Genomic DNA, 21348 nt, shown 5'->3' on the forward strand with positions numbered 1-21348 from the left:
GAAAAATTTCAAATCGCTGGTAATCTCAGCTAATCAAATGAAATAAGGAAATTTTATGAAAAATCAAACGAAATTGACCTTCTCAATAATCGCTTTCGCAGCAATTGTCAGCCTTCAGTCATTCATATTGTATCAACAAAATAAGACTAATCTTGCTCTCCATGGAAAGATTGATCAGTTGCAAATCCAGTTGAATGAAACGAGTAAAACAAATAGCGCACTTTTATCCAAAATTAAAAGTATAGAAAGTAATCTAGCGCTAGAACCTCGCCAGTTACTTTCAATGAACTAATCGACAATTCGTATAACAATCAAATGTTGGGGACACAAACATGCGGGCTCTGCTTCGCAGTATAGCCCACGCGTTTGTGCCGCCAAATTAGGGCGTTATGCTCTCAAAGGAATATTTAAATATCTATGGATGAAATGAAATCTGAAATCAGGCAAAGAGCTGATACGATAAAACCTTATCGTTGTAAAAATCTAATAGCAGTTATGGAGTATCCCACTGACATTAAAAATATCGGTACAGTAATTCGTAACGTAAATGCTCTAGGTGTCGAGAAAACATATATTGTCGATCCCAAAGGGACGCTTCCAGATGACTGGCAAGACATGAGAGAAAGGAAGTCGCTCTCAAAGCCATCGGTTTCAGCCATTAAATGGAGTTTTGTTAAACGGTTCAATAGCACCGAAGAATGCTTTGATCATTTAGAGTCAAACCGTTATACATCAATAGTTACTTCTCCTCATGTAAAAGGAAAAGACAATTTCATACTTCACGAAGCGGATTACACACAACCTAGACTTGCAGTGTGGTTCGGCAATGAGTCTCGGGGCATAAGTGATTTAGCAGTAGAAAGAAGTAATTTCTGTGTTTCTATACCAATGTTCGGAATGATCGAAAGCTTAAACCTCGGTACGACATCAGGTATCGTGTTGTATGAAATCACAAAACAGCGTCGTGCATATCAAGAGAAATATAAAAGGGCTAATCGAGGCGGGCATAACACATATGAGCCTCCGGGCTGTCAATGAAAAAAGATAGCCCCTTGACCACTATTTCAAGATCAATACATAGCCCCTGATAGAATCCGTTTACTTCGTCTGTCATGGTCGATGTTAGGCGTATTGCCTACGTCAAACACATATAGAGGCTCTTAAAGTTGCACTTATCAATTCCATCTGACTGGCAACGGCACTAGACATTCATCGGTTAACCTTCCTCTGTCCTATTCAAAGCTAAGTGGCTGCTTTACGCCAGTTAGTAGCGGGCTCAGTGAAGGTGTAAGCAAATTCTGAAAAAGGGAATAATGCGCAACAGTGGCATGTCTAATCAAACGCAACGGGTTATGAGCTGTTGGTATACTTATCGAAGCTGCTGAGTGCAGAGTATTGTGCGATAAGACGATACTCGTCGTTTAACCAGTTATACGCTAAAGCTCATGCCACTGTGCGACTTACCCGTTTAAAAAACGTTCTTCATCAAACACCTGTTGGTTTTTCAGCATAAAGTATATACATCGCCCGATTTTATGAGCTAAAGCCGATAAGGCTTTAGCTTTGCTCATGCGCTTTTGCAGATTAGCCAGGTAGCGCTTGGCGTTGTCATTGCCTTTCAGGTACAACACAGCCGCTTCACTGAAGGCCCATTTCAAATGTGCATTGCCGATTTTATTCCCCTGGGTACCGTATGATTTTCCTGCGGACTCTGCTTTGCATTTTACTAACCGCGAATAGGATGCGAATTTCTGAACAGAAGGGAAGCGTTGAATATTGCCGACCTCATATAAAATAGTCAGAGCAAGGATTTTACCAATGCCTGGAAACGACTTAAGAATATGCAGGTCACGAGCGTTATGCGTTTGCGCCTGAATTTTTACATAATGTTCAATTTTATACAGCTCATGCACCATGGTGCTAATGATATTGAGATTTAAATCCATACTTTTCTGCACAGCTTCGTCAGGGAAAAAGTGATGCATTTTCTGGCGGTCGGGTGAGTTTTGCAGGTTTAACCGGGCTTCGAGAGCGGGTAGGTTATATTGGCTAATCGTACTGGCTACATGAGCTTTCAGTTGTGCACTCATTCTCATAATATGCGTTCGACGGCGCAACGCATCACGGATAGAGCGGTGCTCTTTTGAATAGGCGTGAGCTAACGGAAAGTTGCCACCGCGGATAAGCTTAGCAATCTTCAGTGCATCAATTTTATCATTCTTGGTTTTACCTGCATGAATAGCCTTCATGTAAAGAGCGTGGCCGAGAATAAAATCAATATTGTACTCTTCACAGAAGTCGGAGACCCAATACCAGCAGTGCATACATTCCACTCCTACCACGATATTGCCCAAATAGGGGGTTAGCAGTTCGAGTAACTTCTCTGGTGAATCGTCGATTTTTTCGTGGACTAAGATATTGTTTTCATTATCGATGATACAGACATACAGTAATCGTGTATGAAGATCGATTCCACAATAGTAAAGATGTGTATTAGTATAAAAGTTCATTGAGTTTTCTCCCTCGGTTTGGTCGCCTATTAGGATAAACTCTGTTTATGCTGATAGGGAGGAGGCTCAATGAGTATCAAACGCAAGCAGGCGGACACCAAAAGCTGTGCGCCTTTGTGCATTTGCTGCGCAAATTATTGCACAAAGCCACCCATTTTTTGGCGCCGCTGTTGCGGGCGATACGCAAATGGTCAGAATAACTTTTTAACATCGCGGTAAAAGTTTTCATGAGAGCAAAGTGCTATCAATTCAAGTATTACAGTGCCATCCTCGTAGCTGTAACCGAGTAAAGTTAACTGCTTAACCATCTTGAACTTGTACACATGAAGAAAGGCTAGGTCGCCCTTTTTCTGCTCTCCTAGAAGAGGATCGTCCATCAGTTCTTTTACAGCTTTATCCAAGTCTTTTTTCTGATTCTGATGTAACTTCTTTACTGCTCTCTTAAAATTAGTTGTCTGTAAAACACTGGTAATCTTAGCCAAAATCGTAAGGTTCCAACTTTCCTGCCTCTTTCTCAGCTTTGGAAATAATTGCCTGTTTCACGAATTCGTATGGTAAATCAGGATTATCTTCCATCATTTCGCCTATCTTTGCCCAATGCTCAATCTGTTTTGGCATAGTTCGGTTTAGTGCTTTGCCCATAATGGTCGCCTTCTCAACTAAATTCTGGTCTAGTCTTACGCTCGCTGTTGCCATAACATGTCTCCTAATAGTTCATTATTACATTGTAGCAATGCGCTACAATTGTGGCAATCTGCGTGTAGCAAACGCATTAACACTCGCTGCGCTCGCTAGGGACAAAACCACGTAGGCTCCCTGCGCTTCGCTTGGTATTTTAGCCTACGTGTTATTGCCCCTTCTTGGGGTGTTGGTATGACTCCCTTTGTCAACCCTGAACGAGTGCTTCCCTGACACTCTTTCAGTCCATAATTAGTTATCTTTTTCACTCAAATAAATGAGCTAACGCACCGGATGAGGCAGTAATGTCGTCGGTTGTTATGGCGAGTGTCGCCCCAGTGGTACTCGTAGGTTACTTATTCGATGAATAAGCAGAGCTGACCTTACTTAATCCGCTGTGCCCCGGTGACCGCTCAGCCATTCTCATCAGTCTATGCTCGTGGGTCAATCACGGTTAAGTGATTGCCATCATAACGCCCTCGTAGGTTGTGTCACCTTTCGTGGCCTGATCCGAATGCGTTAGCTCAAGCTCGTTTATCATGCAGGTACTCGACTTAACCTTAGTTTTGGATTAACAGGCGTGAGTACCACTTCTTTAACGATAGCCCAGATGTAAGCGGCCATTTCTCTGGCAATCGCCGTAATGATGAGGTTGTAATGTTTGCCATTTTAACTCATACGCTGATAGCGTTTGCACAGGCGAAGCTGTGCTTTCCAGGCTATATCGACAATGTCTTTGGGTAAGCCTTCTTGCCCTAATTGTAATTCGGTAGAGACATTTGCCGGATAACGATAGCTGTGTGCCCCTTCAATGAGTAAACGCCTTGCTCGGCCGTTACCGGATTTGGTAATTGCTCCCAAATGCCGTTTACCACAAGAGGATTGTTCACTGGGCACTAAACCCAGATAAGCCATGAGTTTTCTGGGATGGTCGAAACGATGTAAGTCGTCCAATTCCGCTACCACGCCGACAGCCACCAACAACCTGACACCCCGCATGGCCTGAATGGCTTTCACTACCGGATAATATCGCCATTGGTGAACATGATGAGTGAGTTATCCAGCCTCTCTAGTCGACGGATACGTTCTTCAATGGTTTGCAATTGTTCCTGACAGCAATGACCTAAACTTGTTATCAGTCGATAAATCAATAGCCACACGGGCCCGCTTCATAGACAACGTGCAGAGTCGCGCCAGGATATTTTGATTCAAACTGGCGAAGCAGCTTTTTAACACTGACTTTTGAAGAGGGAATGCGGGCATAGTGAACAGGACTCGCCCCGAGTTGTTCTTCACAATACGCCACTTCATGAAATTCTTTGTGCGTATCCAATCCGATAAAAATCATGCTATGTTTATTCATGCTAGCCTCCAAATGATTTAGTCTTAAGCAAACTAATTATGGTTCCGGCCGACGCTCCGGTGGCTTTCAGCTAACCCACGAAAATGCGGAGGCTAGCATTTCACAGGGAGTCATTGTGTCTATGTACTAAAAGGATTTACATGAAAAATTGGGAAGATTTAACATTCACTCAAAAGGCCGTAATAGGCATTTGTATTTTAGCTATTGCGGTATTCGCACCTGAAATTGCACTGCTTTTACAGTTCGGTGGTATCGAGGTAGCATTTGCTTTTCTTTTACTGACCTTTCAGCCTTTAGGGGCTTGGTTTCAGCGATCCTACACTCAAATAAAAAACATCACCAATCTAGCCATAATTTCCCTAAGGCATAGCAACTCTGCCAGTCCCAGAGTATTCGCATTGCAGGCCACATTTTGCTGTTTGGCATTTGCACTGACCGGTTCCGGTGTTTTTGCATTTAGCTTTTTCATGCCAGGCATGTTACTAAACGGGGCAATGGCGTGAACGCACATAATAATGCGCTATTGTCACTCACTTCGTTCGCTGGGACAAAAACACAGCGCCGCTTCGCGATTATAGCGCTGTGTTTTGCCCTTTGAGTAAAAGTTAGGCGATAAGGGAACATCATGACATCTGTCAAAAGGATCGTGGCAGGTCAATATTCTGTTTCAAATGGTCGTTTCATTGTTAAAGACGGCTATAGCTGGTACGTACTTAAATCGGATGGCACATCAGAATTTGGTCGATTACCGACACTAGCCAGGGCAAAATAGTATGTAACTGAAGGTACTACATCATTAGGCAATCATAACCTTGCGTCCAGACATGGGCGCAGGCAGAGTAAAAAAGAACTTAATACTTACTTAGCGTCTGAGGCCAAAAATGGTAATTCAGGCCCTCTCATTATTTACGTTCTACTAATGGTCGCTATCTGCATTTTCTTTTTAGTTGTAAGGGGTTACTAATGCGGTCTAATTGGGCAAATCGCCTAACAACAACTATGGCGTCAGACTAAGGAGGTCAATTGAGAATTAGCGTCATTGATATCCGCTTCATATCCAAGAACGACTCAGTCCTGGCTGGTCAACTTTGTACCTGCTGTTCTATACATTCTACCCATTCACCCTCCGGACCCTTTAATAAAACAGCGCGCCTGCCTTGGTAGAAGTCATCTTCAATACGGTATATTTGCTGATAGTTGAGGTCAGCAATCAGATTCAGATCGCATACATTACATGTCAGCATGCCAACCCCGGATGGCAATGCCTTTGTGGATAGCGGCCTGGGGGAGAGTGCTTTGAGTTCATTGATTTCCAGAATGCTGCAGTTCCCAAAAGGAATGCTTGCTACCGGGTACGTGCTGTCAATAGACTTGTTTAATGCTCGGCTCACAACGGTTAAACGACTATTACGATAGCGTGGGGCCGTCGATGACAGAAGCGCGTAGAAATCGGCACTGTGTTGTCGGTTTGACGTGGCTAGCACTGGCATTACTAAATTGTTATGCCGATACACACTGCTGCTCAATACCTCACATAGTTGCTGGTTATCTCCCAGATATAACACTTCTCCTGCCGGTCCTATGCACTGATAAATGGAGAGCTGTTGGCCGAGATCCTGAAATACAGGTTCACCAATAACGTGGAAATCATATCTGGCCAGTTCAGTCAAAACAGAGGGCAGATTATTGATCCCTAATTGAAGTGCCATCCAGCCAAAGTAGTTAACCGGAATAGGCGTAGTACAATCAGGTACTTCGATAATTCTTAACCAAGGGTTACCGGCGGGGTTTCTGAGTACCGTATAACGTTTATTGGCGAGTGCAGGTTTGTTCCACGCTTCGGTAATGCGTGTGGAAAGGGTGTTTATAGCGTCTGGTTTGAGCTGAAACACACGTTGATAGGCGGTTAGTACCGGCTCAAGTTGTTGGCAGATAAGCGTAGCGGTAAAACCGCAACGTTGTTGGAGTTTTGCTGATTTGTGAGGCATGGAAGGTAGCATTTAAAATTATAATGATATATAAACATATCATATCTCGCGGCACGTACTAACTTTTTCTAAAGGCAAGTCGACGTCGTTATATGTATTCAGTTAAAGGGCAAACGAGGCTATGACAGATTCTGCCATTACACTTACCAAACAAGGTAACATTGCTACACTTTATATTAATCGCCCAGAGCGTAAAAACGCTATGAGCCAGGCTATGTGGCTGCATCTGTATCAGTTGCTGTGTGAAGTGGAGCTCGATCCCGATGTTAGAGTCGTCGTACTTACCGGTCGTGGCGGAAGCTTTAGCGCCGGGGCAGATATCAAAGAGTTTGCAGGATTTGCTAATGATACTGAGGCACTTAAAGCCAACAACGCACAAATAATGCAAACCCAGTTAAAACTTGAAATGCTCGACCGACCGACGATTGCAATGGTAGAGGGGGCCTGTGTTGGCGGCGGCTGCGGACTGGCCCTTGCGTGTGATATGAGGGTTGCGGCAGAGACGGCGTTTTTTGCGATTACACCGGCCAAACTTGGGTTACTTTACAGCCATCGGGATACCCGCAGACTGCTGGCACTGGTGGGTCCCTCGAAGACGAAAGAGCTGCTTTTTACTGGTCAGCGTTTAACCGCACATGAAGCACTGGCATGCGGCTTTATCAATAAGCTGACTGCAGCTAATGATGTAGAGGCTGTTACTGCAGCACTGGCCGCTACCATTGCGGCTAACTCGCAGTCGGCAATACGGGGCATAAAAGCAATGCTGGCAGGTCTAGAAGGGATAACGCAATTAAATGAGAATGCGTATGCATCAATGTTTGATAACGCCTTTAGCAGTGAAGATTGCCAGGAAGGGCTGGCGGCGTTTGTAGCGAAACGCCCGGCTAAATTTACCTGGGGCTAGGTGGTCACAACGGTAACCCGACCCCAGGTGGATAAACCGGTTAGAGCGCTCTTAAATAGTCTGAAACTTCTTGCTCAGAAACAACATCCGCGTATTTAGCGTTCATATCGAACAGGTTGGCATTGTGCGGCGCTTCATGACGGTCGCCGCAGGCATCGGACACGACAATCGGAATAAACCCGTATGAACAGGCATCCACGCAGCTGGCGCGTACACAACCGCTGGTCGTCAGACCAGTCAGGATCACGCTATCGATACCAGCAGCTGTCAGGGTCGACGACAGTGACGTGCCAAAAAAGGCACTGGGATACTGTTTGGAAATCACTAGTTCGTTTTCCAGCGGTAGTAACCCTTTTGCCCACGCGCCAAGTGGTGAGCCTTCCACCATATGACGCAAGGGTTTGGCTTTTTGGAAAAAGCGGCCACCGTTAAAGCCGGACTTGTTGTAGACTACATTGGTATAAATCACCGGGATACCTTTGGTCCGGGCGATATCAACCAGTCGAATGGCACAAGCCAGTTCATTTTCTACGTCGGCGTAGAGATCACATTCGGGATCAAAATAGGCTTCCACGAAGTCAATCAGAACAAGAGCCGGGTTTTTGCCATAGCCGATACGGTTGTTATACACCTCAGCATAGTTTGCATCTAAATTTTCACTCATAACACGTTTGCCCGCTGGTTGCAGTTCACGTTAAGCGTTTCGCTTAACGTGCCCATTTTTTGTCGAAAGCCCATACATCTTCAAAACCGATCAGAGAACAGAATTCTTTGAAGTTGTTAATAGGTACGCCGTCTGGCTCCGGGCTACCTTGTTCTTTCATAGCAATCAGGGCCTTTTCCACCGCGTTGGCTGCAGCCAACGCAGGTAAGGAGGGTGCAATCGCAACACTAAAACCTATATCCTGCATCTTTTCGGCGCTAAACATGGGCGTTAAACCACCGTTAGACATATTGGCCATCATAGGAGCGTCTATGGCTTCACAAGCCCGGCGCATTTCTTCCTCGTTGGTCATTGCCTCAAGGAAGATAATGTCGGCACCTGCCGCGCGATACGCTTTACAACGGGCGATTGATGCTTCCAGCCCCTCGGCCTGCAGGGCGTCGGTACGGGCAATAATCATCATGTCTTCGTCAGTACGTGCATCTATTGCCACTTTAATTTTTTCTACCATTTCGGCGGTTGGTACAACGCGGCGCCCCGGGGTGTGGCCACACTTTTTAGGAAATTCCTGATCCTCAATCTGGATCGCAGCTACCCCCGCTTCCTGATATCCTTTTACCGTGTGATGTACATTTAATAAACCACCAAAACCGGTATCCGCATCTGCCATCACGGCCGCATTACTGGTTTTCACCAGGGTCGCCATGCGGTCAAGCATCTGGGTGTAGCTCACCAGGCCAGCATCGGGCAGACCATAAGCAGATGCTGTCAGCCAGTAACCGGTGCCATACACAACATCGAAACCAACCTTGTTGGCCATCACCGCCGTGATCATATCCTGAATACCCGGGGCGAATACAAATTCACCCTTCTCAATTTTCTCGCGTAAAATGCTTCTGGACATCATGTAATTCCTAACTTAAAGTTTGGCGGCGCTAATTAGCTGTAGGCCGCTTGATAAATGGCTAAAGCGTCGGTTTCGGTTACCGGGCGCGGGTTGTTGATCAGTAATCGTTGCTGTAGCATGGCTTCTTTGGCCAGCTTAGCCAGATCGTCTTCGTCAATGTTCATCGCTGCCAGATTGCGCGGTAGTTCCGTGTCACGCAGCAGTGCTTCGAGAGTTTCAATAAACGTCAGGCAATCGATCTGGTTGTCGCCACTAGTGGCGTTGTCACAGATGCATGGTAATAGTTCGCCGTAGAGTGCGGCGGCTGCAGGTTCTTCGGCGTTAAATCGTAAAACTGCGGGCAATACCAACGCGTTACTTAAACCATGCGGGATGTGGTAGTTGCCGCCAAGCGGATAAGCCAGTGCGTGCACGGCGGCTACCGGTGCATTAGCAAATGCCTGCCCGGCAAGCATGGCACCCAGCAATACTTTGCTGCGAGCTGCCAGGTTATTACCCTCTTTAACACAGGTCAGCAGGTTTTGGCTAAGTAACCGCAACGCCTCCTTGGCCAGCATGTCAGAATACGGATTCTTCTTCACTTTACTGGTAAAGGCTTCAATGGCATGCACCATCGCATCAATACCTGTTGCAGCGGTAATGTGGCCGGGTAGCCCCAGAGTGAGAGTGGCATCCAGAATGGCAATGTCGGGTAATAATTGAGCCGAAACCACACCGGATTTTGTGGTTTCTCCGGTAGTGATAATGGAAATCGGTGTCACTTCTGAACCCGTACCGGCAGTAGTGGGGACAAGCACTAGCGGTAAGCGACTCCCGCTCACCTTGTCAATGCCGTACATATCGGTTATGGGTTGATCACCAGTACATAAGATTGCAATAAGCTTGGCCACATCCATACTGCTGCCACCGCCTAACCCAATCACGCCATCCACTGCCAGTGATTTAGCGTTGTCCACGGCTGTTTCCACCAGAGACTGCGGTGGATCGGCTACAATGTCGCTGTAGATTACGGGTTCAAAACCACTGGCTTTAAGACCCGTCAGTACGGGTTCAATAATACCTGCCTGAATCAATCCCTTATCGGTTACCAACAGTGGTTTTTTAATGTTCAGCGCTGCACAGTGTTCTGCTAGTTTTGATGCTGCGCCATTTTCGCAAACAATTTTATGTGCTGAAGTATAAACAAAGCTTTGCATAATCAGATTCCCTGGCTTAATTCATATTGCGCATGGCGCGGGTATAGCGGGTGAATATCACCAAACTGATGGCCATTATGATGGCCGGAATAACCGAGTACACCAAGATCATTCCGCGCACAGCAGACGCATCCTGCGCTACGGCGCCACCGGTTGATGACTCAAAGCCTGTCATACTTAAAATGAATCCGGCCAGCACCGGGCCCAGTGCGAAGGCAAGTTTTTCGGTGGCCGAGAAGAAGCCGGAAAACAAGCCTTCATCAACGGTGCCTTTTAAGCGACGTTGTTTGTCGATGGTGTCGGTGAGTAACGAGAAAACCAGCACCGCAAAACCCGCATTTGTACAGCCAATTAAAATTGCACGACACATCACTAAAAAGTGCTGCGTAGCCATATCACCCCAAAACGGGAGTGTAAACAGCACATCGCTGCTCGGTTCGACCCACAACCAGGTAATAGTGACAAGCGCCCAGCCAATACAAGCAACCCAGAAAGCTTTTTCCTTGCCCCATTTACTCGATAGTTTAACCCACATTGGTTGGCTTAAAATTGAGCCTGTACACATCACAATAACGAAAGGCAGCAGAATACTGATATCACCGACAGCATATAGAAATATGAATCCCACCACCGTATAACCGCAGGCTTGTGCAATGGTTTGTACAAAGTAGGTTGAAGTCAGTACAACAAATGGCTTGTTATCTAATACTGAGGAAAAACGACTGAATAGTTTGCGTGGATCGTCAGCCTGGGCCTGACCAAAACTACGCGGTACACCATACGCTGTTGCCAGCATAGCTACTATGCAAATTACGCCGAAAATAATTGCCATGGTTTGCCATGCGGCAGCATCTCCCCCCAACTTGAAAACCAATGGCTGCGCTAATCCCACGCCCATAATGACACCAACCACGACAAATATCATGCGTACCGAGAGTACCTTGGTTCGCTCATGCGCATTGGTTGAAAGCTCAGACGCCACGGCGAGGTAGGGCACCGAAAACGCGCTAAAAGCCGTCGAAGCGATTAAAAATATAATACCGATAGTCACAGCTGCCATGGTGGGAGAGCTAAACTCACTGAAACTGAACAGTGCTATAAAGCCAATTCCGGTTAACAACCCTCCAACTGCCAGAAAAGGACGACGGGCATACCGCGGTTTGAGTTTATCCGACCAAACACCCATCATCGGGTCGCATACAATTACCCATAACTTAGGGATCAGTACAACGATACCCGCCACCCAGGCAGATACACCGAGCATTGTTGTCATAAACAGTGGCAGTAACGCGGCCGGTGCGTCGCGAAATAGCTGAGCGCCAATCTGGCCCGAACCAAATAGTAGTTTGATACTAATCGGCACCCGATCGTTGTCGGTCTCCTGTACAGGTGTTGCAGGTACATCGGTAACTTGTGTCATAGCGCTTTTTCTCCGCGGAGCTGTTGACCTTTGCTGCGCACTGTTGCAGCGGTCTGTCTGGTTATACTTCTTCGGTCACACAGTCATAGCTGAATAATCCCAGCGTTTCTTCGTTACGAAGATTGCCAAGACCATACATTTCAGATTCTTCACCCTGTAAACGATCGGCGTTTTCGTTAGATTCTTGCTGAATAAAACTGGTGCGCTCGAAGCGGGCAGCTTCATACCTTTCCAGCGCTTCTTTTAGTGAGTCAGCGTCAGTAATAACGCGGCTCAGCATCACAGCATCTTCGATTCCGGTTGCGGCCCCCTGGCCTAAAAACGGGGTCATGGCGTGTGCCGCATCACCAATCAGTGTCACGTTGGCGTCTTTCGACCAGCCGCCTTGCAGTGGTTTGTGGGCGTTAATAGCCCATTTGAATACCGAGCCGGGTTTCACTTCATTTAGCAGCGTCTTAATGGCCGGGCACCAGCCTTCAAAATGACCTTTCAGTTCTTCAATGTCAGCCGTGATGGCCCAGCCATCTTCTTCCCAGCCATCCTGACGAGTGAAGAAGACAAGGTTTAAAATATCCCCTTTGCGCAGTGGGTAACGCACTACCATTTTGCCAGGGCCGATATGCATACCCGGTTGTTCGATAAGCGCCTGAATTGCCGGGCTGGCCGGTGCCAGCGCACGATAAGCGATATGGCCGGTAAAGTGTGGTGGCTGGGTTTTAAACAACTTACGTGTATTAGACTTCAGTCCGTCAGCACCAATTACCAGATCCGCGGAGAATGATTCACCATTGGCAAACTGGATAGAGGCTTGTTCACCCTCAGTTGTTACCGTTTCAAGCTGTTTATTAAGATGAATGGTAACCCCGTTTTGCTCCGCCGCATTAACCAGAATTTTGTGCAGGTCGGCACGGTGTATGTATACATATGCTGAGCCGTATTGTTCTCTCGTATTGCTGCGAACAACCTTTAAAAGGGTTTCACCACTTTGCCAGTGGCTGATGTGCTGGCTGGTGGGCTCAACGCCGGTCTGAGCGACCTCAGCACCAACGCCAATATAGTCAAGTCCGCGCATCGCATTGGGCGCCAGGGTGATACCCGCGCCCACATCACCCCATGCTGGGGCTGCTTCGAACAAGTGTACATTATGCCCGGCTTTGGCCAGTGCATTCACCGCCGTTAAGCCAGCTATACCGGCACCTACCACAGCAATTGTTAAATTTTGCATCGTAACTGTCCTTTTTGATCCGCGACGACGTGCCACAGGGAAAACATGTTATTACTAAGTCTCCATATCCAAGGCCCGGCAGCCATGACAATTGTCAAAGACTTTGCGGGATGCAAAGTAGTATGTTTGCTGACATCGCGGAGTCGGTGCGACGGAATGTGTTCTGCATCAGATTGACTGACTACCACACAGCAAGCGCGCAGAGAGTCGTGCAAAAACACAAATGAAGATAGGTTAAGCTATGACGAAGAACGTGGCCGTTTCGCAAGCAGTCGATACTGATAACAGTAGCGATCACCATGCCGCCCTACAGGCGTTGCTAGGCAAAGATCGAGTCCTATTATCCGGTGAATCGCAACATTTACACACCGATGTTTATCGCCAGCTCAGTGTGCCGGTTGTAGTTATTCAACCCATTAGCGTGGAACAGGTTCAGGCAGCCGTAAAGTATTGTCATGACTCGGGTCTGGCTATATCAGTACGTGGCGGCGGAGCGTCATATACAGATGGTTATCTGCCACTGACAGGTAATCACGTGTTGCTGGATATGAGCCACATGAATCGAATCACCGAAATCAATGAAGAAGACGCTTATGTAACCGTTGAAGCAGGTGTCACCTGGGCACAACTGAAAGAAAAATTGGATGCCAAGGGGTGGCGCACCCCATTCTGGGGACCTTTCTCCGGTTTACATGCCACCGTAGGTGGATCGGTTTCACAAAATACTATTTCGCACGGCTCCGGAGCTCACGGTATCTCGGCACAAAGTGTGCAGTCAGTGACCGTGGTGCTGGGTAACGGCGAGGTGTTAAGTACGGGATCAGCAGCGGCCGGCAGTTCCCCCTTTTGTCGTTTCTTCGGGCCGGATTTAACCGGATTGTTTACCGGTGATTGCAGCGTAATGGGTGTTAAAGTATCGATTACCCTGCCGCTTATCCGGCAGCGCCCGAGTCATCAGACTATCTCATTTGCCTTTAATGATTTTAATGCGATGCATGAGTCAATGCGTCTTATTTCTCAGGAACGCCTGGAAGATACGCATTTGGCACTGGATGGAGCGCTATCACAGGGCCAGATAGCCCGTCAGGATAAAGCGGGTCAAACGATAAAAATGGCACTTTCGATTCTTAAAAGCTCGCCGTCATTCCTGTCGGGTATAAAGCAGTTACTCACCTCAGCAGTCTCGGCACGTCGTGTGATCAGCGAATCTCCCTATATGACACATTACATCGTGGAAGGGGTAACGGATACCGAAGCAAAAGGCCGTTTACAACGTATTCGCGAAATAAACCAGCCACTAGGACAGGAAATTCCGGCAACGGTGCCTTCGGTGGTGCGTGGAATGCCGTTTGCGCCATTTTATAATACTCTGGGGCCTTCTGGCGAACGCTGGGTGCCAATGCATGGGATTCTGGCTCACTCACAGGTGAAAGCATTTCACGCCGCACTCGAACGGTTCTATGCCGAGCGAAAAGCAGATTTAGACAAGTATGGTGTGTGGTATGGCGGTATGTTTGCTACGGTGGGGTCTTCTGGTTTCCTCTATGAGATTGCCATTTACTGGCCGGATGAAATCACTGCTTACCACAAAAAAGTAGTCCCGGCTGATTACCTGGCCAAGTTGCCGCGTTACGAAGCAAATCAGGCGGCCCGTCATTATGTTCACCAACTCAAGGACGACATGGCTGCCCTGTTCGAAAAATTCGGGGCAATAAACTTCCAGTTAGGTAAAGCGTACCCCTATTTGTCAAGACTCAATGATACAGGTACAGCGGTGTTGCAGCATATTAAGCAAGCCACTGATACCGAAGGGTTAATTGCGCCGGGTAATCTAGGCTTTGACACCAAATAGTCCTCAATGTAACGCTGTACCCAATAAACTCACGGTGCAGCGTCGTTTTGTGCAGGTCGGTTGCCGTTTGGTGCATTATCGCACTGCAGGCAGCGGACCGCCCATTGTTCTGATTCATCAGTCGCCCAAAAGTTCGGCCGAGTTGATAGGTATGATAGGTCAACTGGCCAGCGATTTTACGGTTATTGCCCCGGACACACCTGGCTATGGCTACTCTGATCCACTACCCGATAACCACGCAACAATAGATGACTTTACCGACGCGTTGGACGGGTTATTGGATGCCCTCGGTATGATTAAGCCTGCCATATTTGGCAGTCATTCCGGGGCGATATTTGGCGTGCGCTTTGCGGCGCGTTATCCCGAAAAACTATCGGCGTTAATTGCCAATGGTATTTTAATTAATGACCAGCTTACCCGCGATCAGTTGGTAGCCAATTATTTTCCTGATTTTGAACCGGACTGGGAAGGTTCGCACCTGCCCAGGGTATGGTCGCGGATTCGCGACCAGCATTGCTTCTACCCTTGGTATCATCGTGTCCCTGAAACGCGAATTCACTGGCCTGCCAGTACTGATGACATGCATGAAAGCGCAATGGAAATACTGCGTGCCGGAGAGCACTATAAAACCGGTTATCGAGCCGTACTTGATTATGATATTACGCCGGATCTCACCCGATTAACCGTGCCGACATTGCTTGTGGTTGCCGAATGCGATGCGTTGGTTCAATACGTACCGGATTACCCGCCATTAACTAATACCACCCAAGTGCAGGTAGTCGCTCAATTTTCTGATGTTACGCCGGCCACTGCAGCTTTTGCATTGGAGTTTGTGGCAGCCAGCACTATTGATATACCGCCAGAATGTACATCGTGTGACAGCCGTAAACGACAACTTCTGAATTACGGGAGCTTTGCCATGCATTATGTGCAGAGCGGCTGTAAATCATCGCCAACGATATTGTTTCTCCATGATTTAGGGCAGAGCATTGTCCGCTATGCCGAATTGATTGACCTGCTGGCTGAGCGTCATTGTGTTCTTGCGCCTGATCTATCCGGGCATGGGCAGTCTGATTATATTGGTGCTGACTGCGAACTTATCGTCAGGATTCTGGGTGGCCTACTGGCAACTCATGATGTAACGCAATGCACTATTATTGCCATGGGTTTAAGTAAAAACTATGCGGCGTTGCTGGCAGCGCATTCGGATATTAACGTCACTAAAATTGTCTGCTGCGAAGCAGCCCAAGCGCCTAATGATGCTGGTTTTACTCCGGATCTCACGCCAGATTTTGCCGGTAGTCAGTTGCTTAAAGCCTGGTATGCAGAGCGTGACAGTGCTTTGCTCGCACCCTGGAATTTAGGCAATGAACAGCCCCAACAACGAGACGCCATTGTGTCTATCCCGGCCAGGTTGCAACAGCGTATGCTGGACAGATTAATCAGTGCGCCGGTGATAGCTGAACTGCTTGCTGAGTTAAAGCCAGCTACAGTAGACTTGCCGGCTCATACTAGCCTGCAAGTTGTTGAGGAAGATGAGTCGGTAAGTAACTGGCATTGGCTGCTTGAGGCTGTGCAGGCTTAGCCTTCTCAAATTCAAGTAGTTCGTACCAATAGGGAACCTGAGACCAAATCATTTTTAGGAACACAGGTTCATCTACCATGGTCCAGAGGTAAGCAGGGGGCCACTTGGGGTGCCAGCATAATTTATAACGACGGGCCATGAACTGTCCCGCCGATACGTTAACCGGCTCAATCCCGCTATACGCGACAGCAATGTTAAGTATGCTGGCCTGCTTATCATCTACTCCATTTTCCGACACCGAGTTGGTTACCGCTGGTATTGAATAGAATTTGTTGGCCCGCAGGACTTTCGGTAGTTGCCTGGTAATTAACGCATCGCCCTGCAGCGGGTGCAGGCCCAGGTGTTTGATCCCGAGCGTGTTAGGTAAAGCCTGAACAATACACTGTTCACCGGCACGTTGGTTATGGACGTTAATCTTCTCGCTGCTTACATCAAATTCACTGTTAAGCAGGAACTTACGATGATGTTTAAGATTTAAGTCACCAAGGATTGGCTGCCAGCGCTCGTTCATGACGATGTTAACGTGGCGCTGTAAGAACAATTCCTGTAAGTCACATTGAGCGTCCAGCGTGATGCCTGTATCACGGTAACTGATGGCGAACTGCTCTGTGCCTACCAGTATGTCGCGGTGATTTCGGTAGCCAATAGTGCCGCGGGTTACGCGATCTGAACGGTGTGCTGTTGTCATGGTGATATCAATCCGTCAAGGGGAGTAAAGGGTATCTCGGGGCCGCTTAAGCGTTGAGCCAGTGGATTACGCTCAATTAAATTCACTAAAAAACCATCCGGATCGCGCAGACATATTTCACGATGTTGTAAATGCCCCAGTTCAAACATTACCGGCTCCGGAAGCCAACTGGCACCTGCCGCTGCCAGTTTTGGTATTACGCTATCTAAATCAGCAACATAATAAATCTGAGCTGACTCACCAATACACGCCGCACCGGTGCCTATTGCCACTTGTTCTGCGCTTGTGGGTAGTTCAAACAAGCCCAGCATGCCCATGTTTGGTCCCGGTACTTTAAGAATCGAAATGGGATAGGGTGTGATTTCATCAAAACCTAACACCTGGCTGGCAGAGGGATGCTCAAGCACGCCTTCAAAATAGATTTCGTTAAATCCTAATGCAGCGTAAAAGGCTTTTGCTTGTTGTCTGTTACGGACAAACAACGTCGTGCGAATGAGAGCTGATAAACCAGTTTGCATGGTGGGTCGTTGTGTCATCGGGGGCTCGACGTTAGTTGACTGTTGGGTGATATTTATGCGGAAAGACGAATCATCGGGCCATGATAATTATCAACTGATGTAAGGTTTTATCTGGTTAATTTGCCGCAAAGCACAGGATGCTATACATCCGCGATGTGATTGACTTTTGTCATAGAGGCATAACTTTATTGCTTATATGGTTCTCCAATGAACGTGTGTCTGCGCAGATGTTGTATCGCTAGCGCAGATCAGATTACCGGAGAGTCGAATGCAAGTTAATCCCATTGAATCAGGTTGGTCGTCACTGGCACATGTCAGTGAGGCGACCCGTGATTACCTGGCTAAGGAACACCTGCTGTTAATAAATGGAGAGTGGGTAGCCGGGGAAAAAGGCGATTCTATTGACTCCTTCGATCCGGCTACCGGCGAGAAAATTGCCACAGTCGCCATCGGTCATCAGGCCGATATTGACAAAGCCGTTGCGGCTGCCAATGCGGCGTTTAGTGGCCCCTGGTCAAAGCTTTCCCATTTTGAGCGCGCAAAATACTTATCTAAACTGGCACGGTTGATTGAAGACCACGTAGATACCTTTACCGAGCTGGAAATTCTTGATAACGGAATGCCGCGGTTTATCTCGGCACTGACTATTCAGAATATTTCAGAAATGTTCGATTATTACGCGGGCGCAGCCCAGCGTATTGAAGGTACAACAACCAACCCGCCACGCCACATTACCGAAGTAGCTGAAGCCTTAACTTATACAGTCAAAGAGCCGGTAGGAGTCGCCGGGCAAATCGTCCCCTGGAATGTACCCATTTCTACCGCCGTGCTTAAGTTAGCGCCAGCGCTGGCCGCCGGTTGTACGGTCGTGGTTAAGCCGTCAGAAGAAACGCCACTGTCTATTTTATTGCTCGGCGAACTGATTATCGAAGCCGGCTTTCCGCCGGGCGTAGTGAACATCGTTAATGGCTACGGTTACGACGCCGGACAGCATTTAGCTGAGCATCCACAGGTCGACAAAATCTCCTTTACCGGCTCTACCGCAACGGGTCGTAAAGTCATTGCTGCGGCCATGGGCAACCTGAAAAAAGTCTCACTGGAATTGGGTGGTAAATCGCCGGTGGTGATCATGCCCGATGCTGACCTGTCGCTGGTGGTGCCCGGTGTGGCCATGGCAACGTTCTTCCTGCAAGGCCAGAACTGCATGGCCGGTACCCGTATTTTTATTCATGACAGCATTCACGATGAATGCATTGAGCAGATAGCTGCTTTTGCGCGCCAGTTTGTCATTGGTCATGGCCTTAAGCCAGAGACCTTTATCGGCCCGCTGATTTCCAAAGCCCATCGCGACAAGGTGTACGGCTATATCCAAAAAGGCATTGAAGAGGGTGCAACGTTGGTGTGCGGCGGCGAAATGCTAGAGGGCGAGGGTAACTTTATCGAGCCGACCATCTTTACTCACTGCACGCCGGATATGGCGATTGTTAAAGAAGAAATCTTTGGTCCGGTGATGGCCGTTCAGCGCTTTAGCACCACCGATTTAGATGAGATTGCCGCTATGGCCAATAACACCGAGTACGGGTTATCGGGCAGTGTGTGGACCACTAACTTATCCACCGCACATTCCCTGGTTGCACGCATTCGTGCGGGACAGGTGTCGATTAATTGCCATGGTGCCATTGGTACCAACATTCCGTTTGGTGGCTACGGTCAGTCCGGATGGGGACGAGAATTTGGTCAGGAAGGCCTCGATGCCTACCTGGAAACCAAAGCCGTTACAGCACGCCTGTAACGGTGTAGGTGAGATAACAAAAAGCCAGCGCGTATTGCATACGCAGACAGGCGGGTGAAAACGCAAGGGATACCATGCGTACTACAAACAAAGGTGAAAATACTATGAAATCAACACAGGTCATCGTTGCCGGCGCAGGGCCGGTAGGAACGGTAGCTGCTTACCGTCTGGCCACTATGGGGTTTGATGTAATGCTTTGTGAAGCAGGCCCTAACTGTGCAATCGATCTTCGCGCCTCGACGTTCCATCCGCCAACGCTGGAAATGCTCGATGAGTTGGGCATTGCTGAAACGCTTATTGCGCGCGGGTTAAAAGCGCCAAAATATCACTTTCGCGAGCGTTCATCGGGCGAAGTAGTGGAGTTTGATTTATCGGAGCTGGAAGGCGAAGAAAAATTCCCCTACCGACTGCAGTGTGAGCAACACGTGCTGGCCAACATGTTGGCAGAAAAACTCGAAGCACACCCTAAAGCCGAAGTGAAATTCAGCCACCGGGTGGTGCATTTCGAACAAACCGACGATGGCGTTGAAGTTGCGCTTGAAGGCCCGTTTGAAATTGAAAAAGTAAGAGCAAAATACCTGGTTGCAGCCGATGGCGGTAACTCGATTATTCGTAAATGGCTGGGTGTTGAATTTGAAGGTTTCACATACCCTGAAAAATTCCTCACGCTATCGACCAAAACCGAGCTGAAAGACTACATCCCGGATCTGGAATATGTGAACTACGTGTCAGATCCGAAAGAGTGGATGGTACTGCTTCGCGTACCCAGCGTATGGCGTATTCTGGTGCCAGCACCCGCTGATCAGCCGGATGAATACATTTTGTCTGATGAGAAGAAAAATCAGGTCTTCCGTGACCTGATTGGCCGCGAAGACATCGAAACCGAACACCGCACTATTTACCGCGTACACCAGCGTGTAGCGAAGCAATTTAACCATGGCCGCGTTTGTCTGGTAGGCGATGCCTGCCACATGAACAACCCGCTGGGTGGTTTTGGTATGAACAGTGGTATCCACGATGCCTGGAACCTGTGCGACAAGATTTACAAAAACCTGACTGAAGGTCACGACGACGAAAACTTTGCGTTGTACGACCGTCAGCGTCGCCCGGTTACCCATAGCTTTATCCAGGCACAAACCATTCAGAACAAGAAGTTACTTGAACACAGTCCAGAAGAAAATCACGACATGCGTCTGCAGGAAATGCGCGACACCCGTGATGATCCGGTTAAGCGCAAAGCATTCCTGCGCCGTCAGGCCATGTACGCCAGCTTAGATCAAGAACGTTCAATTAAGTAAGGAGATACTGTAATGACTGATGTACTTGGATATCGCGCAAAATTTGGTGTGTTAGGACCGTCTACAAACACCACAGTACAACCTGAAATGGAAGCCATGCGTCCGGCCGGGGTGACCAACCACTACAGCCGTATTATTGTTGACAATGCCAAAGCGTTGTCCGATGAAACCTTTTTAAAGGGAACTCAACTTATCGATCAAGGCACTGTAGATGCTGTGAAGGGCGTCATGACGTGCGCGCCGGATTACCTGGTAATGGGGATGTCGGCTATAACCTTCTACGGCGGTGCTAAAGGCGCCGAAACCTGGCAGAAAAACATCAATGAAGTCTCTGGCGTGCAATCTTCGATTGGTTCCGTGTCAGTGGTTGAAGCCATGAAAGCCATTGGCGGTATAAAGAAAGTTGCGTTTCTGTCGCCGTACTATCCGGTGGCGAATAACGAAGTTCGCAACTTTTTAAGCGACTACGGTATTGAAACGGTTGCCGACCATCCTTTTCGAGCCCCGACCTGGACTGCCATTGCTGAAATCAGCAACCACCGCGTACGGGAAGTAGTGAAGCAAATGGACAACGACAGCGTGGATGCCATTTTGCAGGTAGGTACTAACCTGTCAATGGCCAAACTGGCCTCTACGCTGGAACTTGAATTGGGTAAACCGGTAATTGCGATCAATACCGCAACTTACTGGCACGCTCTGCGTAGTTTCGGCATTACCGACAAAATTAACGGCTATGGCCGACTGCTGGAGGAGTATTAAT

The 21348-nt window shown here is 47.9% G+C and carries 20 protein-coding genes and 1 pseudogene; 9 read left to right on the plus strand and 12 right to left on the minus strand.

The window, feature by feature from the left end; genetic code table 11:
- The first annotated feature begins 55 nt into the window (after positions 1 to 55).
- Both AC2T0J_RS09125 and AC2T0J_RS09130 read left to right on the plus strand, forming a co-directional pair.
- Positions 56 to 292 (plus strand): hypothetical protein, encoded by a 237-nt coding sequence (locus AC2T0J_RS09125; protein WP_489809823.1) that lies wholly within the window; start codon positions 56 to 58, stop codon positions 290 to 292.
- A gap of 125 nt (positions 293 to 417) precedes the next feature.
- On the plus strand, positions 418 to 1038 hold the full coding sequence (locus tag AC2T0J_RS09130) for a TrmH family RNA methyltransferase (protein ID WP_489809824.1): 621 nt from the start codon (positions 418 to 420) through the stop codon (positions 1036 to 1038).
- Positions 1039 to 1460: 422 nt separating this feature from the next.
- Here AC2T0J_RS09130 and AC2T0J_RS09135 read toward each other — a convergent pair whose 3' ends face one another.
- From AC2T0J_RS09135 to AC2T0J_RS09150, 4 genes and pseudogenes are all read right to left on the minus strand, one after another.
- The gene (locus tag AC2T0J_RS09135; protein WP_489809825.1) at positions 1461 to 2510 is read right to left on the minus strand and encodes an IS110 family RNA-guided transposase; all 1050 of its coding nucleotides are present in this window, start codon (positions 2508 to 2510) and stop codon (positions 1461 to 1463) included.
- A 191-nt stretch (positions 2511 to 2701) separates the two neighbouring features.
- Positions 2702 to 2992 (minus strand): type II toxin-antitoxin system RelE/ParE family toxin, encoded by a 291-nt coding sequence (locus tag AC2T0J_RS09140; RefSeq protein WP_489809826.1) that lies wholly within the window; start codon positions 2990 to 2992, stop codon positions 2702 to 2704.
- Positions 2985 to 3206 (minus strand): TA system antitoxin ParD family protein, encoded by a 222-nt coding sequence (locus AC2T0J_RS09145; RefSeq protein WP_013784548.1) that lies wholly within the window; start codon positions 3204 to 3206, stop codon positions 2985 to 2987. Before AC2T0J_RS09145 ends, AC2T0J_RS09140 begins: the two co-directional genes overlap by 8 nt.
- Before the next feature lie 519 nt (positions 3207 to 3725).
- A pseudogene (locus AC2T0J_RS09150) lies at positions 3726 to 4551 on the minus strand (transposase).
- Positions 4552 to 4691: 140 nt separating this feature from the next.
- Here AC2T0J_RS09150 and AC2T0J_RS09155 point away from each other — a divergent pair.
- Positions 4692 to 5054: a hypothetical protein gene (locus tag AC2T0J_RS09155; protein WP_489809827.1), complete on the plus strand. Its 363-nt coding sequence runs from the start codon at positions 4692 to 4694 to the stop codon at positions 5052 to 5054.
- A 579-nt stretch (positions 5055 to 5633) separates the two neighbouring features.
- Here AC2T0J_RS09155 and AC2T0J_RS09160 read toward each other — a convergent pair.
- Positions 5634 to 6539 (minus strand): hypothetical protein, encoded by a 906-nt coding sequence (locus AC2T0J_RS09160; RefSeq protein WP_489809828.1) that lies wholly within the window; start codon positions 6537 to 6539, stop codon positions 5634 to 5636.
- 121 nt (positions 6540 to 6660) lie between these two features.
- Between AC2T0J_RS09160 and AC2T0J_RS09165 the strand changes: the two genes are divergently transcribed.
- A complete protein-coding gene (locus AC2T0J_RS09165) occupies positions 6661 to 7443 on the plus strand; it encodes an enoyl-CoA hydratase/isomerase family protein (RefSeq protein WP_489809829.1) in 783 nt (260 codons plus the stop codon).
- A 40-nt stretch (positions 7444 to 7483) separates the two neighbouring features.
- Here the strand turns inward: AC2T0J_RS09165 and AC2T0J_RS09170 are convergent, their stop codons facing one another.
- The 5 genes from AC2T0J_RS09170 to AC2T0J_RS09190 form a co-directional block, all read right to left on the minus strand.
- Positions 7484 to 8107 (minus strand): isochorismatase family protein, encoded by a 624-nt coding sequence (locus AC2T0J_RS09170; protein ID WP_489809830.1) that lies wholly within the window; start codon positions 8105 to 8107, stop codon positions 7484 to 7486.
- 43 nt (positions 8108 to 8150) lie between these two features.
- Complete coding sequence (locus AC2T0J_RS09175; RefSeq protein WP_489809831.1) at positions 8151 to 9014, minus strand: isocitrate lyase/PEP mutase family protein; 864 nt, start codon at positions 9012 to 9014, stop codon at positions 8151 to 8153.
- A 32-nt stretch (positions 9015 to 9046) separates the two neighbouring features.
- Positions 9047 to 10210 carry an iron-containing alcohol dehydrogenase gene (locus AC2T0J_RS09180; RefSeq protein ID WP_489809832.1) on the minus strand — a complete coding sequence of 388 codons (1164 nt, stop codon included), beginning with the start codon at positions 10208 to 10210 and terminating at the stop codon, positions 9047 to 9049.
- A 16-nt stretch (positions 10211 to 10226) separates the two neighbouring features.
- Entirely contained in the window at positions 10227 to 11630 is a 1404-nt protein-coding gene (locus AC2T0J_RS09185; RefSeq protein WP_489809833.1) for an MFS transporter, read from the minus strand.
- Positions 11631 to 11691: 61 nt separating this feature from the next.
- Positions 11692 to 12855, minus strand: a complete 1164-nt coding sequence (locus AC2T0J_RS09190) for an FAD-dependent monooxygenase (RefSeq protein ID WP_489809834.1) — start codon at positions 12853 to 12855, stop codon at positions 11692 to 11694.
- A gap of 241 nt (positions 12856 to 13096) precedes the next feature.
- Here AC2T0J_RS09190 and AC2T0J_RS09195 point away from each other — a divergent pair, with 241 nt between their 5' ends.
- Together AC2T0J_RS09195 and AC2T0J_RS09200 are read left to right on the plus strand one after the other, a co-directional pair.
- Positions 13097 to 14707 carry an FAD-binding oxidoreductase gene (locus tag AC2T0J_RS09195; protein ID WP_489809835.1) on the plus strand — a complete coding sequence of 537 codons (1611 nt, stop codon included), beginning with the start codon at positions 13097 to 13099 and terminating at the stop codon, positions 14705 to 14707.
- On the plus strand, positions 14694 to 16292 hold the full coding sequence (locus AC2T0J_RS09200) for an alpha/beta fold hydrolase (RefSeq protein ID WP_489809836.1): 1599 nt from the start codon (positions 14694 to 14696) through the stop codon (positions 16290 to 16292). Before AC2T0J_RS09195 ends, AC2T0J_RS09200 begins: the two co-directional genes overlap by 14 nt.
- Here AC2T0J_RS09200 and AC2T0J_RS09205 read toward each other — a convergent pair.
- Positions 16219 to 16980, minus strand: coding sequence for a hypothetical protein (locus AC2T0J_RS09205; protein WP_489809837.1), 762 nt, complete (start codon positions 16978 to 16980; stop codon positions 16219 to 16221). The two genes, AC2T0J_RS09200 and AC2T0J_RS09205, sit on opposite strands and share 74 nt — an antisense overlap.
- A complete protein-coding gene (locus AC2T0J_RS09210; protein WP_489809838.1) occupies positions 16977 to 17516 on the minus strand; it encodes a VOC family protein in 540 nt (179 codons plus the stop codon). Before AC2T0J_RS09210 ends, AC2T0J_RS09205 begins: the two co-directional genes overlap by 4 nt.
- A gap of 250 nt (positions 17517 to 17766) precedes the next feature.
- On the opposite strand from AC2T0J_RS09210, the gene AC2T0J_RS09215 reads away from it, so the two are divergent.
- The 3 genes from AC2T0J_RS09215 to AC2T0J_RS09225 all read left to right on the plus strand — a co-directional run bounded on the left by AC2T0J_RS09215 (position 17767) and on the right by AC2T0J_RS09225 (position 21347).
- Positions 17767 to 19290: an aldehyde dehydrogenase family protein gene (locus AC2T0J_RS09215; protein WP_489809839.1), complete on the plus strand. Its 1524-nt coding sequence runs from the start codon at positions 17767 to 17769 to the stop codon at positions 19288 to 19290.
- A 104-nt stretch (positions 19291 to 19394) separates the two neighbouring features.
- The gene (locus AC2T0J_RS09220; protein WP_489809840.1) at positions 19395 to 20588 is read left to right on the plus strand and encodes an FAD-dependent oxidoreductase; all 1194 of its coding nucleotides are present in this window, start codon (positions 19395 to 19397) and stop codon (positions 20586 to 20588) included.
- A 12-nt stretch (positions 20589 to 20600) separates the two neighbouring features.
- Positions 20601 to 21347 carry a maleate cis-trans isomerase family protein gene (locus AC2T0J_RS09225; protein ID WP_489809841.1) on the plus strand — a complete coding sequence of 249 codons (747 nt, stop codon included), beginning with the start codon at positions 20601 to 20603 and terminating at the stop codon, positions 21345 to 21347.
- Position 21348 lies beyond the last annotated feature (1 nt).

It is taken from the genome of Alteromonas sp. ISO5, from assembly GCF_058105165.1.